Origin of the sequence: Mesorhizobium sp. C089B, from assembly GCF_030323125.1 — a bacterium.
Classification (GTDB): Bacteria; Pseudomonadota; Alphaproteobacteria; order Rhizobiales; family Rhizobiaceae; genus Mesorhizobium.
The window spans coordinates 3,793,685-3,808,307 of record NZ_CP100469.1; the positions used below are offsets into that span (position 1 = coordinate 3,793,685).

The window sequence follows — 14,623 nt, forward strand, 5'->3', positions numbered from 1 at the left end:
GTTCGGGAGGCGACGTGGTCAAGCTCAACAAGATCTACACCCGCACCGGCGATGACGGCACCACTGGCCTCGGCACCGGTGAACGCAGGCTGAAATCCGACCTGCGCGTCGATGCCTACGGCACCGTCGATGAAGCCAATGCCTGCATCGGCATCGCCCGCCTGCACACAGCGGCAAGTTATCCCGCCATCGACGCCATGCTGTCCCGCATCCAGAACGATCTGTTCGACCTCGGCGCCGATCTCGCCGTGCCCGACGACGGCAAGCCGCTCGGCTACGAGCCGCTGCGCATCATCGCCTCGCAGACCGACCGCGTCGAAAAGGATATCGACCTTCTCAACAAGGATCTGCAGCCGCTCAAATCCTTCGTGCTCAATGGCGGCACGCCGGCGGCGGCAGCACTTCATCTTGCCCGCACTGTGGCGCGACGGGCCGAGCGGATCATGGTGGCACTGGCGCAGGACCCGGCCGAACATGTCAATCGCGAGGGGCTGAAATACATAAACCGCGTCTCCGACTTTCTGTTCGTCGCCGCTCGTGCGGTCAATGACAACGGAAATGCCGACGTGTTATGGGTGCCCGGCAAGAACCGCTGAATTTTCTCGAAGGCGGGAAAGGGCTTGGGGCATGTTCATCCCGCTTTACGACTCCAACAGGTTGCGCCACATCCGGCTGCAATATGTGACGATCGGCCTGATCGCGGCCAACGCGTTGGTCTTTCTCATCACCACGATCGGCGGCGAAAATTTCAACAACGCCGCCGTGCTCGGCCTGGGCTTCATCCCTTCGGTTGTCCACGACACGGCAGAACTCTCGCCCCAATTCGTCGTCATTCCGGAGAGCCTGAGTTACCTCACCTATGCCTTCCTACATGCCGATATCTTTCATCTCGGCGGCAACATGCTGTTCCTGTGGGTGTTCGGCGATAATGTCGAGGACGCACTCGGCCACATCCGCTACCTTATCTTCTACCTGCTTTGCGCCATCGCCGGCGCCTTCTTCCAGGGGCTCGTCGCCTGGAGTTCAGAGGTGCCGCTGATCGGCGCCTCCGGCGCCATTGCCGGCGTCGTCGCCGCCTATCTGGTCCTCTACCCCCGGGTGAAAGTGTGGGTGCTGGTCTTTGCCCGCATTCCGCTGCGTATCCCGGCCTTCATCCCGCTGATCCTGTGGATCGGCTTCCAAGTGGTGATGTTTGCCGCCGGCGGCGAAAACCAGATATCCTGGGCCTGCCATATTGGCGGCATCATTGCCGGTGGCGTGCTGGTGCTCATCATGCGCAGCCGCGGCGTGCCGCTGCTCGCCGGTGACGACGGCGAGCCGGAACCCGCCGATCAGCCAGCCGCTTCTACTGGGCCGGCGCCAGCCGGTCCCGCTCCCGTGCAACCTGAGACGCGTTGGGGCCGGGGTGGCGCTTCCGGTCACAACTGAACCGATTTGAGCGGTTTGGCCGCTGCCGTGGCATATTGACGTGTTGCGTCTCCACAACTACGGAGAGCGCCACCGCTAGGCGGCAGAAGACAAGAATTCCGTCCGGCCAGAATTCCGTTTGGCCGGAATTCAGTCAGGAATGTCGGCTTTCGACAACTCTGCGGAGGCGCACGCTGCTATAGCGCGCCCGGATATCTCAGGAGAGGTGACAGGCAAATGAAGATCCTTGTGCCCGTGAAGCGGGTTGTGGATGCGAACGTCAAGGTTCGCGTCAAGGCTGATGGTTCGGCGGTTGAACTCGCCAACGTCAAGATGGCGATGAACCCGTTCGACGAGATCGCGGTGGAAGAGGCGCTCCGGCTGAAGGAAGCCGGCAAGGCCGAAGAGATCATCGTCGTGTCGATCGGCCCGCAGCAGGCGCAGGAAACGCTCCGCACCGCGCTCGCCATGGGCGCCGACCGCGCCATCCTGGTCAAGACAGACGAACAGACCGAGCCGCTCGGCGTCGCCAAGGTGCTGAAGGGCGTCGTCGACGCCGAGCAGCCCGGTCTCGTGATCCTGGGCAAGCAGGCGATCGATGATGACTCGAACCAGACCGGCCAGATGCTGGCCGCCCTGCTCGGCTGGGCACAGGGCACTTTCGCCTCCAAGGTCGTGATCGACGGCGACAAGGCCAAGGTGACGCGCGAAGTCGACGGCGGCCTGCAGACGGTAGAGCTGAAAATGCCGGCGATCATCACCGCCGACCTTCGTCTCAACCAGCCGCGCTATGCCTCGCTGCCCAACATCATGAAGGCCAAGAAGAAGCCGCTCGACGAAAAGAGCCCGGCCGATTACGGCGCCGACGTCAAGCCGCGCCTGAAGGTGCTCAAGACCGAGGAGCCCAGCGGCCGCAAGGCGGGCGTGAAGGTCAAGAGCGTCGCCGAACTGGTCGACAAGCTGAAGAACGAAGCCGGCGTGCTCTGAGACTGGAAGGAACAGATAAATGACCATTCTCCTCATCGCAGAACACGACAACGCCAGCCTTTCTGACCAGACCGCCAAGGCGCTCTCGGCGGCGCTGCAGATCGGTTCGGACGTGCATGTTCTGGTTGCCGGCAAAGGCGCCAAAGGCGCTGCCGACGCCGCCGCCAAGCTCAAGGGCGTGAGCAAGGTGCTGCTGGCCGAGGCCGACGAACTGGCCGAGCGCCTCGCCGAACCGCTCGCCGCACTCGTTGTCTCACTGGCCGGCGCCTACGACACCATAATCGCGCCGGCGACCTCGTCGGGCAAGAACGTCGCGCCGCGCGTCGCGGCCCTGCTCGATGTCGCGCAGGTGTCGGAAATCATCGAAGTGATTTCGCCCGATACCTTCAAGCGTCCGATCTATGCCGGCAACGCCATCCAGACGGTGCAGTCGAGCGACGCCAAGAAGGTGATCACCGTGCGGACCGCTTCCTTCCAGGGCGCGCCCGAAGGCGGTTCGGCCGCGGTCGAGACGATCCAGGCAGCGTCCAATCCGGGCCTGTCCACCTTCGTCGAGAACAGGCTGTCGGAGACCGACCGTCCGGAGCTGACCTCGGCCAAGATCATCATTTCGGGCGGCCGCGCGCTCGGCTCCTCGGAAAAGTTCCAGGAAGTCATTCTGCCGGTCGCCGACAAGCTCGGTGCAGCCGTCGGCGCCTCGCGCGCTGCCGTCGACGCCGGCTACGCCCCGAATGACTGGCAGGTCGGCCAAACCGGCAAGGTCGTGGCGCCGGACCTCTATATTGCCGTCGGCATTTCCGGCGCCATCCAGCACCTTGCCGGCATGAAGGATTCGAAGGTCATCGTCGCCATCAACAAGGACGAGGAGGCGCCGATCTTCCAGGTTGCCGATTATGGCCTCGTCGGCGACCTGTTCGTCATCCTGCCGGAACTGCAAAAGGCGCTTTGACGCTCTCTGCCAAAGCGTATTAAATTGTGAAAGGGTGGGGTAGACGAAGCTACCCCACCCTTTTAGTTTGCACTGCACAAAAAGCAGGCCGCAAGGCCTTTTCGACGGGATCGCTGCAAATGGCCAAGATCGAGACGATCGGCATCATCGGCGCCGGCCAGATGGGCGGCGGCATCGCGCATGTATCAGCACTTTCGGGTTTCAAGGTGCTGATCTACGACGTCTCGCCCGACTGTATCGAGAAGGGCATTGCCACGGTCAGCGGCAACATGGCCCGTCAGGTCGGCTCCGGCAAGCTTGAGGAAAAGCTGCGTAACGAAGCGATGGCGCGCATTTCCGCAGCCCCCACCATGGCTGATCTCGCCGGTGCCGATCTGGTTATCGAGGCGGCGACCGAGGACGAGACGGTCAAGCGCAAGATTTACGCGCAGCTCTGTCCCCAGCTCAACCCGGAAGCCATTCTGGCGACCAACACCTCGTCGATTTCGATCACCCGGCTTGCGGCGCAGACCGACCGTCCCGAGCGTTTCATCGGCATACATTTCATGAACCCCGTGCCGCTGATGAAGCTGGTCGAACTGGTGCGCGGCATCGCTACCGAGGATCAGACCTTCGAGGCGGCCAAGGCCTATGTGAAACAGCTCGACAAGACGATCACCGTCTCTGAAGATTTTCCGGCCTTCATCGTCAACCGCATTCTATTGCCGATGATCAACGAGGCGATCTACACGCTCTATGAGGGGGTCGGCTCGGTCGATGCCATCGACACCGCCATGCGGCTCGGCGCCAACCATCCGATGGGACCGCTGCAGCTCGCCGATTTCATCGGCCTCGACACCTGCCTGTCGATCATGCAGGTGCTGCATGACGGCCTGTCGGATTCGAAATATCGCCCCTGCCCGCTGCTGGTGAAATATGTCGAGGCCGGCTGGCTCGGCCGCAAGACCGGGCGCGGCTTCTACGATTATCGCGGCGAGCATCCGGTTCCGACGCGCTAACCACCAGACCGAAAGTTCCGTGCTACCTCAGGACGCCGCTGCAAGCGGCGGCTCTGCTTGGCCTCTTGACCCGGTATCGTCAGGCGCCACGGAAACACAGCCGCGGCCGGCGGCCTTGGCCGCATAGCAGGCAGCATCGGCCCGGGCGATGATCTCGTCGACTTCACCGCTGTTGCTGTGGATCGGCGCCAGCCCGATGCTGGCGTCTATCGCATGCGGCCGGCCGTCCCAGGTGAACTGCAGGGCGCGGATCGCTTCAATGATCGAGCGCGCGGCAATCCTGGCGCCGGCGCTCGAGCCGGCTTTCAGGACGACCGCGAATTCGTCGCCGCCGAGGCGGGCCACGATATCCTCCGGCCCAAGCGCACCGCGAATGGCCTCGGCAACCCGCTTCAGCAAGGCGTCGCCGGCGGCGTGGCCGCCAGTGTCGTTGACCAGCTTGAAATGATCGAGATCGATGAACATGAAATGATGCTCGCCCGCCGGCCTGGCCGTGCCGGCCTTGCGGCTCCGGTCGACCAGTTCCTCCATGGTGCGGATAAAGCTCGAACGGTTGGCAAGGCCGGTCAGCGCATCATGCGCGGCGGCATAGGCGAGTTGGCGCTGCAAGGCGCGCGCATCTGTGAAGTCCTGGAAGACGATGACCAGGCCGCAGAACTCCTGGCGGTCGTTCATGATCGGCGACACCACCTGGCGGATGCTGCAGCGCGTGTCGTCGCGACGGATGAGGACGGCGCGACTGTTCTGGTCGGCAGGGCTGGCGCTGCCGAGCGCCGGCCGCGTCATGCCGATCCTTTGCCCGGTTTCTTCGTCCACTGCCCAGTAGACATGGCCAAGCGTCTTGCCGAGCGCCTCCGCGCCAACAACGCCGGTGAGCTTTTCGGCGACAGGGTTCATGAAGGTGATGCGGTTTGCGGCATCGGTGCAGATGACGGCGTCGCCGATCGACTGCAGCGTCACCCTCAGCCGCTCCTTCTCGTCGGCCAGCATTGCCGCCGATACGATGAGGCTTTCCTCGGTTTGCTTGCGCTGGGTGATGTCGGTCAGGCTGCCGATGGCCCTGACCAACCTTCCGTCCTTGTCGCGTTCGAGCGTCTTGCCGCGATCAAGGATCCAGACCCAGTGGCCATCCTTGTGGCGCATCCGGAACTCGGCTTCGAAGAACGGTGTCCTGCCCTCCAGATGGGCACGATCGGCTTCGGCCACGTTTTCGCGATCGTCGGGGTGGATCATCGCCAGCCAGCGGTCGGGGTCGCCGTCCAGCTCGCCATCGGCATAGCCCAGCATCTTCACCCAGGTGGCGGAGTAGGTGGTGCCACCCTTGCGCATGTCGAGGTCCCAGACGCCTTGTCCGGCGCTGGCCAGGGCAAAATTCCAGCGCGTTTCGGCCTCGGCTATGCGCGCCTCGGATTGCTTGCGCGCGTCGATATCCTCGATCTGCGAGACCAGGTAGAGCGGGCTCCCGCTCTTCTCGTCGCGAATGACGGAACCGGCAAGATGGGCCCATACCGGCGTGCCGTCCTTCCTGAGGTAGCGCTTTTCGAAGTGGAAGGAGTTGACGGTGCCCGCCCGCATGCCGTCCATCGTCTCACGGCCGATCTGCACATCGTCGGGATGGGTGATCTGAAAGAAGGTCAGCGCCTCGATCTCCTGCTTGCTGTAGCCGAGCATGGCGGCGAAGGCCGGGTTGGTTTCGTGGATGCGGCCGTCGAGGCCGACAATGGCGATGCCGATCGCCGAATCCTCCATGGCGCGGCGGAAACGCTGCTCGCTTTCGGCGATCTGCCGGCGATCGTCCAGTATCCGGTAAATGAACAGGGCGGCGAGAATCAGCGCCACGGCGGCGACCGGCACCGATATCTGCAGGCATAGCTTCAGCACTTCGGCGCTGACATCGAGCCGCGACAGCAGGAGCGCGACCACGGCAGCGCAAAGCCCTCCGGCCGCAAGCACCAAAGCCACGTGACTGTCAGCCCGCAGGCTTTTTCGCTCTCGCCGCATCACTGTGCATGCCACCCCATGCGCAACACATTTCTGCAAAAAACACTGGATGATCGATTTTAAGGAAAGGTTGCGCCGGAGCCACCGGCAACACGGTGAACCCGCAAACAATTGCCGGCATGATTAAGGATCGGTGATTATTGGGCGATCTTGAACGGCCCGGTCACCAGCGCACGAAGAACCGTCCCCCGAGCGCGCCCAGACCGGCGAGGACGGCGATGGCGAGCGTGTACCAGGTGGCGACGAAAAGCGGCGAATCGTCGAAGCAGTGCGCGGCGTAGAAGGTCGCCGCCAGGCCGCCGGCGAGCAGTCCCGCGACCGCCCCGGCCAACACCGGCCGCGTCGGCGCGCCATAGCGCAGCATCCACAGGAAGACGGCAAGCGGGCCGATGCCGATCAGCGGGATGAAGCCCATGCAGATCATCATGTTGGAGCCGACCATGCGCGTGCTCCACATCGGCTCCGGCACCATGAACAGTTCGAGAGCCACCGCCACGGCCACCAGCAGCGGCGCCGCCAGCATCCAAGCCGCGGCTCTTGCCGTCGAAGCGCCCGGCGTCGACAACGCCCGGACCAGGCCAAAGGCGGTGACGGCGAGCACGATGGTGAACACGAACTTCGCCAGGAACCGCATCGTGTGCATGGCGGTCATTATGTCGGGACGCGGGCCGATGGTGAGAAAGAAGACCAGAGCCGCGATCACCGCCGCGGCTGCCGCCGCCATCAACCAGGCCGAGCGCAGCGGCATCGCCTTGCTGCTTGTGTCGGCGTCGAGTGCCTTGATGAGATCCTCCGTCCTCATGTCACTGCCGCCCGAAGCGCCCCTGCCCAAATCGCTTGGCGATCGCGGCAAGCCCGCGATGCAGCGACACCCGCACCGCCGTCTCGCTGACGCCGAGCGTGGCCGCCGTCTCGCCGATGGAGCGGCCGTCGACCGAGATCGAAGAAACGACGGAACGCTGCGCAGCCGGCAGTCCGTCCAGCGCCCGGTTGATGTCGCGTTCGCTGACGGTCTCGGTTTCCGGCTCGGCAAAGGTCTCGGCGATCTCGTCGATCTCGATTTCGATGCGCCGTCCGCGCCGCCGGAAAGCATCGATCAGCTTGAAGCGGGCTATCGCATAGATCCATGGCAACACCGGCGCGTCCTGGCGCCAGGTATGCCGTTTCACATGAATGGCCAGCAAGGTTTCCTGCACAACATCCTCGGGATCGACCCCGCCCTGTACGATCTTGCGCCTCGCAAAGCCGCGAACCAGCGCGGCGATCCGGTGCAAAAAGTCGGCGTAGGCCCTTTCATCTCCCGCGATCGCGGCCCGCATCAGCCGGGAAAGCTCGGCCTCATCCTTGCCGCTCACAAGAGTTCACTCCCCGATCTTCGCGCCTCGGCACCGATTTGTTACGTGTCCGGCGAAATGATGTCCAAGCCAAAGTGCCGCAAAATCACGAAAGTTTGCGGGAGCGGCGACCGATTGAAGCAGCCGAGCAATGTTGACTACTGCTGTCAGGTATCGATAGGTGCAGCCTGCGAAACCAGAACCACCGAGATTGAGGATGACGCCATGAGATACACGCTCTCCACCCTAGCGTGGGCCACAGCGCTGGCCGTGAGCATGATCGCCGGGCCGGCGATGGCCGCGGATGCCGGCATCATCGTCTACAACGCCCAGCATGAGAGCCTGGCCAAGGAATGGGTCGAAGGTTTCACCAAGGAAACCGGCATCAAGGTCACGCTGCGCAATGGCGGCGACAGCGATTTCTCCAACCAGATCGTCGCCGAGGGCGCTTCTTCGCCGGCCGACGTGTTCCTGACCGAAAACTCGCCGGCGATGACCCTGGTTGAAGCGGCGGGCCTTTTCGCGCCGGTCGACGCCGACACGCTGGCGCAAGTCCCGGCCGAATTCCAGCCGAGCAGCGGCAGATGGGTGGGTGTCGCGGCGCGCAGCACCGTCTTTGCCTACAACAAAACCAAGCTCACGGCCGAAAAGCTGCCCAAATCGATGCTCGATCTCGCCGATCCGAGCTGGAAAGGCCGCTGGGCAGCCTCGCCTTCCGGCGCCGATTTTCAGGCCATCGTCAGCGCGCTGCTCGAGCTCAAGGGCGAAGCCGCAACCGCCGACTGGCTGAAGGCCATGAAGGAGAATTTCACCGCCTACAAGGGCAACGGCACGGTGATGAAGGCGGTCAATGCCGGCGAGATCGAAGGCGGAATCATCTACCACTATTACTATTTCGGCGATCAGGCAAAGACCGGCGAAAACAGCAAGAACGTCGAACTGCATTATTTCAAGAACCAGGATCCCGGCGCTTTCGTCTCGATCTCCGGCGGCGGCGTGCTCGCCTCGAGCAAACACCCGAAGGAAGCCCAGGCGTTCCTCAAATGGGTGACCGGCAAAGGCGGCCAGGACGTGCTGAAGACCGGCACGTCCTTCGAATACGCTATCGGCAAGGACGCGCAGTCCAATCCCAAGCTGGTGCCGCTGGCCGACCTGCAGGCGCCGAAGGTCGATCCGGCGACACTGAACTCCAAAAAGGTGACCGACCTGATGACGGCAGCCGGCTTGCTTTAGTCCGCGTTCGTCCTAAAAGGGCAACGTTTGCGCTCCTGCGAGGCTTTCCGCAGGAGCGCTCTGTTTTCGGGATGGCTTCGTCCATGACGACATATTGCGTTTCCGGCCGCGCCTGCGGCGCCCCCGCCCCGGCGGCAGTGGCGCGGTCGAGCTGATGCAAACTGCGGTCGATCTCGCACGTTCAGGCCAGACAGTCGGGCGGTCCCGCCGGAAGCCCATGTCCTGGATCGCGCTTGCCGCCATAATTGTCTCGCTGCTGTCGCTGCTGCCGCTGGCGTTCATCATCTGGATCGGTGTGCAGATCGGCTGGGACACTGCTTCGGCCCTGGTCTTCCGGCCGCGCGTCGGCGAACTTCTGGTCAACACCGTGCTTCTGGTGGCGCTCACCGTGCCGATCGCCACCGTGCTGTCGGTGACGCTGGCATGGCTGACCGAGCGCAGCGACCTGCCCGGCGCCCGCCTGTGGGCTTGGCTGTCGGTGGCGCCGCTCGCCATCCCCGCCTTCGTGCATTCCTACGCCTGGATCACCATGGTGCCGACCTTGCACGGCCTGTGGGCCGGCGTGCTGGTCTCGGTTCTCGCCTATTTCCCGTTCCTCTATCTGCCGCTGGCGGCGGCTCTGCGCCGGCTCGATCCTGCTTTGGAGGACGCAGCCGCAGCACTCGGCCTTGGACCATGGCGGGTGTTTTGGCGTGTCGTGCTGCCGCAGCTGAGACTGGCCATTTGCGGCGGCGCGCTGCTGGTCGGCCTGCATCTGCTGGCCGAATACGGCCTCTACGTCTTCATCCGCTTCGACACTTTCACCACGGCGATCGTCGACCAGTTCCAGTCGACCTTCAACGGTCCCGCCGCCAACATGCTGGCCGGCGTCCTGGTGACTTGCTGCTTCGTGCTGCTCGCGCTGGAGGTGCTGGTGCGCGGCGAGGAACGCTATGCCCGCGTAGGCTCGGGTGCCGCGCGCCGCCAGCAGCGCACCAGGCTCGGTCGCGCCACCCTGCCCTGCCTGGCTCTGCCTGCCATCGCCACGCTTCTCGCCATCGGCGTGCCCTTCGTCACCATCGGCCGCTGGCTGGTCGCCGGCGGCGCCGATGTCTGGCGTTTGGACGAGATCGGCCTGGCGCTTGGCCAGACACTGTTCCTGGCGCTGGCCGGCGCCTTGCTTGCGACCATCGCCGCCATGCCGATGGCCTGGATCTCGATCCGCGCGCCGGGACCGCTGCAGCGGCTGCTCGAAGGCTGCAACTACATTGTCGGTTCGCTGCCCGGCGTGGTCATCGCGCTGGCCTTGGTCACCATTACCGTGCGCATCGCCATGCCGCTCTACCAGACGCTGTTCACAATCCTGGTCGCCTATGCCCTGATGTTCCTGCCGCGCGCCTTGATCAGCCTCAGAGCCTCGATCGCACAGGCGCCGGTCGAGCTCGAACGCGCCGCCGCCAGCCTTGGCCGGCCGCCGCTGAAGGCGCTTTGGTCGACAACGATTCGCCTGTCGGCGCCGGGGGCTGCGGCCGGCATGGCGCTGGTCGCGCTCGGCATCATGAACGAGCTGACCGCCACCCAGATGCTGGCGCCCAACGGCACGCGCACGCTGGCCATGGCGTTCTGGTCCTATAGCGGCGAGATCGACTATGCCTCCGCCGCCCCTTACGCCTTCATCATGGTGGCGATGTCGCTGCCGCTGACCTGGCTGCTCTATGTCCAGTCGAAACGGATGGCCGGGCGATGAGCTTTCTCGAAATCAGTGGCCTCACCAAGCACTACGGCCCGGTCGCAGCCCTTGCCGGCATCGAGCTCAGCGCCGCAAGCGGCAGTCGCACCGCGATCGTCGGCCCGTCCGGCTGCGGCAAGACGACGTTGCTGCGGCTGATCGCCGGCTTCGAGGCGCCCGACCAGGGCCGCGTCGTGCTCGACGGCGAGGTGCTGGCCAATGGCGGCCATGCGGTGCCGGCGCACCGCCGCGGCATCGGCCTGGTGGCGCAGGATGGCGCCCTGTTCCCGCATCTCAGCATCGGCGACAATATCGGCTTTGGCATGGCCCGCGGCGAGGACCAGCGCGCCGAGCGCATCGCCGAGCTCGCCTATACCGTCGGGCTGGACAAGGCGATCCTCAAGCGCCGCCCGCACCAGCTCTCCGGCGGCCAGCAGCAGCGCGTGGCGCTGGCCCGCGCCATGGCGATGAAGCCCAGGCTGATGCTTCTCGACGAACCGTTCTCGGCGCTCGACACCGGTCTGCGCGCCTCGATGCGCAAGGCGGTCGCCGAACTACTCGAAGCCGCCGGCATCACCACCATCCTGGTCACCCACGACCAGGCCGAGGCGCTGTCCTTCGCCAGCCAGGTGGCGGTCATGCGCGACGGAAGGTTCTCTCAGATCGGCACACCGCGAGAACTCTATCTGCAGCCGAAAGACCGCATGGTTGCCGAGTTTCTTGGCGACGCCATCATCTTGCCGGCAAAGATTTCAGGCGGCTTCGCCACCTCCTCGCTTGGTCGCATAGCCGTCGACTCGAAGGAGCGGCGCGACATCGCCCGCATCATGCTGCGACCGGAGCAGGTGCAGGTAAAGCGCACGTCGCGCGAAGGCATGTCGGGTCCTGCGGGCACGATATTCGCCGAGGTGACGGACTCGGAATTCGCAGGCTCGATGTGCACCATTGCCGTGCGGCTGTTGAACAACCCCGATCCGCCGGACGCCGCGGCGATCGGCAGCACACCGCTGACCTTACGCAAGCCGGGAATCGACGCACCTGCCGTCGGCGAGATCGTGCGTCTGACAGTTTCCGGCAAGGCGCATGTCTTCGCCTGAACTGCCGATGCGTCGGATTGGCGCGAGCGGCTGCGTCAATCGACTCGTTTCCCAGCATTGTCGAACCAATGCAGCTTCTCGGCCCTGGCCACGACGCGCAGTTGATCGCCGGGTTTGGCCGTGGCGCGGCCGGCCACACGCACGACGATGCGGTTGCCGCCGGCGGCACAGTGAAGAAAGCTTTCGGCTCCCACAGGTTCGACCGCCTCGACCGCCGCAGGCAGAATAAGCGCGCCGGATGATGCCTCGGCACTGAAGGTGACGTCGGCATCCTCAGGGCGGAAGCCAAGCGTGGCGGCGTTCGTAGGCGCGAAGTCAACCGTCTTGCCGTCGGTCAGCGCCGGACCAGCCGGTCCTTGCGAAAGAGGCAGAAGGTTCATCGGCGGCGCTCCGATGAAGGAGGCGACGAAGGTCGATGCCGGCTTCTCGTAGATGTCGAGCGGCGCGCCCGTCTGCTCGACCAACCCGCCATTCATGACGACGAGAATATCGGCCAGCGTCATCGCCTCAAGCTGGTCGTGGGTGACGTAGACCGAGGTGACACCGAGCGAGCGCTGCAAATTCTTGATTTCGACCCGCATCTGGCCGCGCAGTTTGGCGTCGAGGTTGGAAAGCGGTTCGTCGAACAGGAAGACTTTTGGATTGCGCACGATTGCGCGACCCATGGCCACGCGCTGGCGCTGGCCGCCGGAAAGCTCGCGCGGGCGCCGGTCGAGCAGCGCCGTGAGCTCCAGCACCTTGGCGGTCGAGCGAACCCTGCTGTCGATCTCGTCCTTGGGAGTACCCCGGTTGCGCAACCCGTAGGCCATGTTGTCGTAGACCTTCATATGTGGATAGAGCGCATAGTTCTGGAACACCATGGCGATGTCGCGCTCGGTCGGACCGATCGTGTTGACGATCTTGCCGTCGATGGCGACGGTGCCGGAAGAAATGGTCTCAAGCCCGGCGATCATCCGCAGCAGCGTGGACTTGCCGCAGCCGGACGGCCCAACCAGCACGCAAAGCTCCTTGTCGGGAATGGCGATCGAGACACCCCTCACCGCCTCGACGCCGCCGGGATAGACTTTCTTCACATCCTTCAGATCGACGGTCGCCATCAGCTTCTCACTTTTCGGTATCGACCAGTCCGCGCACGAACCAGCGTTGCATCAGCACCACGATCAGGATCGGCGGCAGTATGGCCAGCATCGCGGTGACCATGACCAGATGCCATTGGGTATCGGCATCGGCGAAGGAGACCATCTTTCTAAGTGCGATGACGATGGTGTTCTTGTCATTGCTGTTGGTGACGAGCAGCGGCCACAGGTATTGCGTCCAGCCATAGATGAAGAGGATGACGAACAGTGCTGCGATGTTGGTGCGCGACAGCGGCAACAGGATGTCGAAAAAGAAGCGCCATGGTCCGGCGCCGTCGACACGCGCCGCTTCCACCAACTCACCTGGAATGGTCATGAAGAACTGGCGAAACAGAAGCGTGGCGGTGGCCGAGGCGATCAGCGGAATGATCAGGCCGGCATAGGTGTCGATCATGCCGAGATCGACCATCACCTTGTAGGTCGGCAGGATGCGCACCTCGACGGGAAGCATCAGGGTGATGAAGATCAGCCAGAAGAAGACCATCCGAAGCGGAAAACGGAAGAACACGATCGCATAGGCCGAAAGGATCGAGATGAAAATCTTCCCCACCGCGATGCCGAGCGCCATGATCGTGGTGTTGAGCAGCAATCGGCCGACACTGACGCCGCCGATGCGGCCGACACCGCCGAACAGCGCCTCGCTGTAATTGTTCCAGACCTGGTCGCCGGGCAAAAGAGGCAATGGCGGCTTGAGGATGGTCTGCAGCGTCTGCGTGGAGGCAACGAAGGTGTAGTAGATCGGGAAAGCGACGATCAGGATGCCCAGGATGAGCACGGCGTGGGCGATGAGGGCGCGAAGCGGGGACTGACCAATCATCGCTCGCGCTCAACCGTAGTGGACTTTGCGTTCCACATAGCGGAACTGGATGGCCGTGAGTGAGATGACGATGACCATCAGGATGACCGACTGCGCGGCCGAATCGCCGAGGATCAAATTGACGAAACCGTCATTGTAGACCTTGTAGACCAGCGTCTCGGTGGCCTTGCCCGGCCCGCCGCCGGTGACCGCATGGACGATACCGAAAGTGTCGAACAGCGCATAGACAGTGTTGACGACCAGCAGGAAGAAGGTCGTCGGTGCGAGCAGCGGGAAGACGATGGTCCAGAAGCGCTTCGTCTCCCCGGCGCCGTCCATGGCCGCCGCCTCTATCAACGTCTTCGGCACCGCCTGCAGCCCGGCGACGAAGAACAGGAAATTGTAGCTGATCTGCTTCCAGGCAGCCGCAGACACCAGCAGGATCATGGCTTGGTTGCCGTTAAGCAAGGGATCCCAGGCGATGCCGAGACCTCTCAAGGCGTAGGCCAGCGAACCGATCGAGGGGTTGAACAGAAACAGCCACAACATGCCGGCAATCGCCGGCGCCACCGCATACGGCCAGATCAGCAGCGTGCGATAAAGGCCTTTGCCGCGCACCACCTTCTCGGCCATGACGGCAAGCAACAGGGCCACACCCATGGCGACGATCGCGGTCGCCAGAGAGAACACCAGCGTAACTTTGATCGAGTTGAGGTAGGCCGGGTCGGCCAGCACCTTGCGAAAATTGGCGAGCCCGACGAACTTGCTCTTCAGCCCGAACGGGTCTTCCCTGAGCATCGACTGGTAGAGCGCCTGCCCCGTCGGCCAGTAGAAAAAGATCAGCGTAATGGCGAGTTGCGGCGCCACCAGCAGGTAAGGCAGGGTCTTGTTGGGAAAGACGACGCGTGGAGACAGTGTGATTCCCTCGCTATTCAGGAAATCGTCCACGCGGGTCCGCGTGGACGAGGTTCAACTGA

General features: G+C 63.8%; 14 protein-coding genes. 8 read left to right on the forward strand and 6 right to left on the reverse strand.

The genetic code is table 11. The features are described from left to right. The first annotated feature begins 14 nt into the window (after positions 1-14). The 5 genes from NLY44_RS18745 to NLY44_RS18765 all read left to right on the forward strand — a co-directional run bounded on the left by NLY44_RS18745 (position 15) and on the right by NLY44_RS18765 (position 4,341). Positions 15-596 (forward strand): cob(I)yrinic acid a,c-diamide adenosyltransferase, encoded by a 582-nt coding sequence (locus NLY44_RS18745; protein WP_023671672.1) that lies wholly within the window; start codon positions 15-17, stop codon positions 594-596. Between the two features lie 31 nt (positions 597-627). Then, a complete protein-coding gene (locus NLY44_RS18750) occupies positions 628-1,428 on the forward strand; it encodes a rhomboid family intramembrane serine protease (RefSeq protein WP_023804543.1) in 801 nt (266 codons plus the stop codon). 216 nt (positions 1,429-1,644) lie between these two features. Further along, positions 1,645-2,394, forward strand: coding sequence for an electron transfer flavoprotein subunit beta/FixA family protein (locus tag NLY44_RS18755; protein WP_023737458.1), 750 nt, complete (start codon positions 1,645-1,647; stop codon positions 2,392-2,394). A 19-nt stretch (positions 2,395-2,413) separates the two neighbouring features. Further along, a complete protein-coding gene (locus NLY44_RS18760; protein WP_023742875.1) occupies positions 2,414-3,343 on the forward strand; it encodes an electron transfer flavoprotein subunit alpha/FixB family protein in 930 nt (309 codons plus the stop codon). A 119-nt stretch (positions 3,344-3,462) separates the two neighbouring features. Continuing rightward, the gene (locus tag NLY44_RS18765) at positions 3,463-4,341 is read left to right on the forward strand and encodes a 3-hydroxybutyryl-CoA dehydrogenase (protein ID WP_023804542.1); all 879 of its coding nucleotides are present in this window, start codon (positions 3,463-3,465) and stop codon (positions 4,339-4,341) included. A 27-nt stretch (positions 4,342-4,368) separates the two neighbouring features. Here NLY44_RS18765 and NLY44_RS18770 read toward each other — a convergent pair whose 3' ends face one another. From NLY44_RS18770 to NLY44_RS18780, 3 genes are all read right to left on the reverse strand, one after another. Then, entirely contained in the window at positions 4,369-6,303 is a 1,935-nt protein-coding gene (locus tag NLY44_RS18770) for a PAS domain S-box protein (protein ID WP_050587396.1), read from the reverse strand. Positions 6,304-6,505: 202 nt separating this feature from the next. Then, positions 6,506-7,144 carry an NrsF family protein gene (locus tag NLY44_RS18775; RefSeq protein WP_023671666.1) on the reverse strand — a complete coding sequence of 213 codons (639 nt, stop codon included), beginning with the start codon at positions 7,142-7,144 and terminating at the stop codon, positions 6,506-6,508. A gap of 1 nt (position 7,145) precedes the next feature. Further along, positions 7,146-7,697: a sigma-70 family RNA polymerase sigma factor gene (locus NLY44_RS18780; RefSeq protein ID WP_023685326.1), complete on the reverse strand. Its 552-nt coding sequence runs from the start codon at positions 7,695-7,697 to the stop codon at positions 7,146-7,148. A gap of 204 nt (positions 7,698-7,901) precedes the next feature. Here NLY44_RS18780 and NLY44_RS18785 point away from each other — a divergent pair, with 204 nt between their 5' ends. From NLY44_RS18785 to NLY44_RS18795, 3 genes are all read left to right on the forward strand, one after another. After that, positions 7,902-8,909 (forward strand): iron ABC transporter substrate-binding protein, encoded by a 1,008-nt coding sequence (locus tag NLY44_RS18785; protein ID WP_023804541.1) that lies wholly within the window; start codon positions 7,902-7,904, stop codon positions 8,907-8,909. Positions 8,910-9,063: 154 nt separating this feature from the next. Further along, the gene (locus NLY44_RS18790) at positions 9,064-10,635 is read left to right on the forward strand and encodes an ABC transporter permease (protein ID WP_023737454.1); all 1,572 of its coding nucleotides are present in this window, start codon (positions 9,064-9,066) and stop codon (positions 10,633-10,635) included. Beyond that, the gene (locus NLY44_RS18795) at positions 10,632-11,714 is read left to right on the forward strand and encodes an ABC transporter ATP-binding protein (RefSeq protein ID WP_023704309.1); all 1,083 of its coding nucleotides are present in this window, start codon (positions 10,632-10,634) and stop codon (positions 11,712-11,714) included. The genes NLY44_RS18790 and NLY44_RS18795 overlap by 4 nt, the downstream gene beginning before the upstream one ends. 35 nt (positions 11,715-11,749) lie before the next feature. On the opposite strand, the gene NLY44_RS18800 is transcribed toward NLY44_RS18795, so the two are convergent. From NLY44_RS18800 to ugpA, 3 genes are read right to left on the reverse strand one after another with little or no spacing between them, the layout of a single operon-like run. Further along, positions 11,750-12,811 carry a sn-glycerol-3-phosphate import ATP-binding protein UgpC gene (locus NLY44_RS18800; RefSeq protein WP_023742882.1) on the reverse strand — a complete coding sequence of 354 codons (1,062 nt, stop codon included), beginning with the start codon at positions 12,809-12,811 and terminating at the stop codon, positions 11,750-11,752. A 7-nt stretch (positions 12,812-12,818) separates the two neighbouring features. Further along, the gene (ugpE, locus tag NLY44_RS18805) at positions 12,819-13,667 is read right to left on the reverse strand and encodes a sn-glycerol-3-phosphate ABC transporter permease UgpE (protein WP_023804540.1); all 849 of its coding nucleotides are present in this window, start codon (positions 13,665-13,667) and stop codon (positions 12,819-12,821) included. 9 nt (positions 13,668-13,676) lie between these two features. Next, positions 13,677-14,561 (reverse strand): sn-glycerol-3-phosphate ABC transporter permease UgpA, encoded by an 885-nt coding sequence (ugpA, locus tag NLY44_RS18810; RefSeq protein ID WP_023731064.1) that lies wholly within the window; start codon positions 14,559-14,561, stop codon positions 13,677-13,679. Positions 14,562-14,623 lie beyond the last annotated feature (62 nt).

Coding starts and splice junctions, on each gene's coding strand:
- NLY44_RS18750 (WP_023804543.1), top strand. CDS start 628: ATGTTCATCCCGCTTTACGACTCCAACAGGTTGCGCCACATCCGGCTG.
- NLY44_RS18755 (WP_023737458.1), top strand. CDS start 1,645: ATGAAGATCCTTGTGCCCGTGAAGCGGGTTGTGGATGCGAACGTCAAG.
- NLY44_RS18760 (WP_023742875.1), top strand. CDS start 2,414: ATGACCATTCTCCTCATCGCAGAACACGACAACGCCAGCCTTTCTGAC.
- NLY44_RS18765 (WP_023804542.1), top strand. CDS start 3,463: ATGGCCAAGATCGAGACGATCGGCATCATCGGCGCCGGCCAGATGGGC.
- NLY44_RS18775 (WP_023671666.1), bottom strand. CDS start 7,144: ATGAGGACGGAGGATCTCATCAAGGCACTCGACGCCGACACAAGCAGC.
- NLY44_RS18785 (WP_023804541.1), top strand. CDS start 7,902: ATGAGATACACGCTCTCCACCCTAGCGTGGGCCACAGCGCTGGCCGTG.
- NLY44_RS18790 (WP_023737454.1), top strand. CDS start 9,064: ATGCAAACTGCGGTCGATCTCGCACGTTCAGGCCAGACAGTCGGGCGG.
- NLY44_RS18795 (WP_023704309.1), top strand. CDS start 10,632: ATGAGCTTTCTCGAAATCAGTGGCCTCACCAAGCACTACGGCCCGGTC.
- NLY44_RS18800 (WP_023742882.1), bottom strand. CDS start 12,811: ATGGCGACCGTCGATCTGAAGGATGTGAAGAAAGTCTATCCCGGCGGC.
- ugpE (WP_023804540.1), bottom strand. CDS start 13,667: ATGATTGGTCAGTCCCCGCTTCGCGCCCTCATCGCCCACGCCGTGCTC.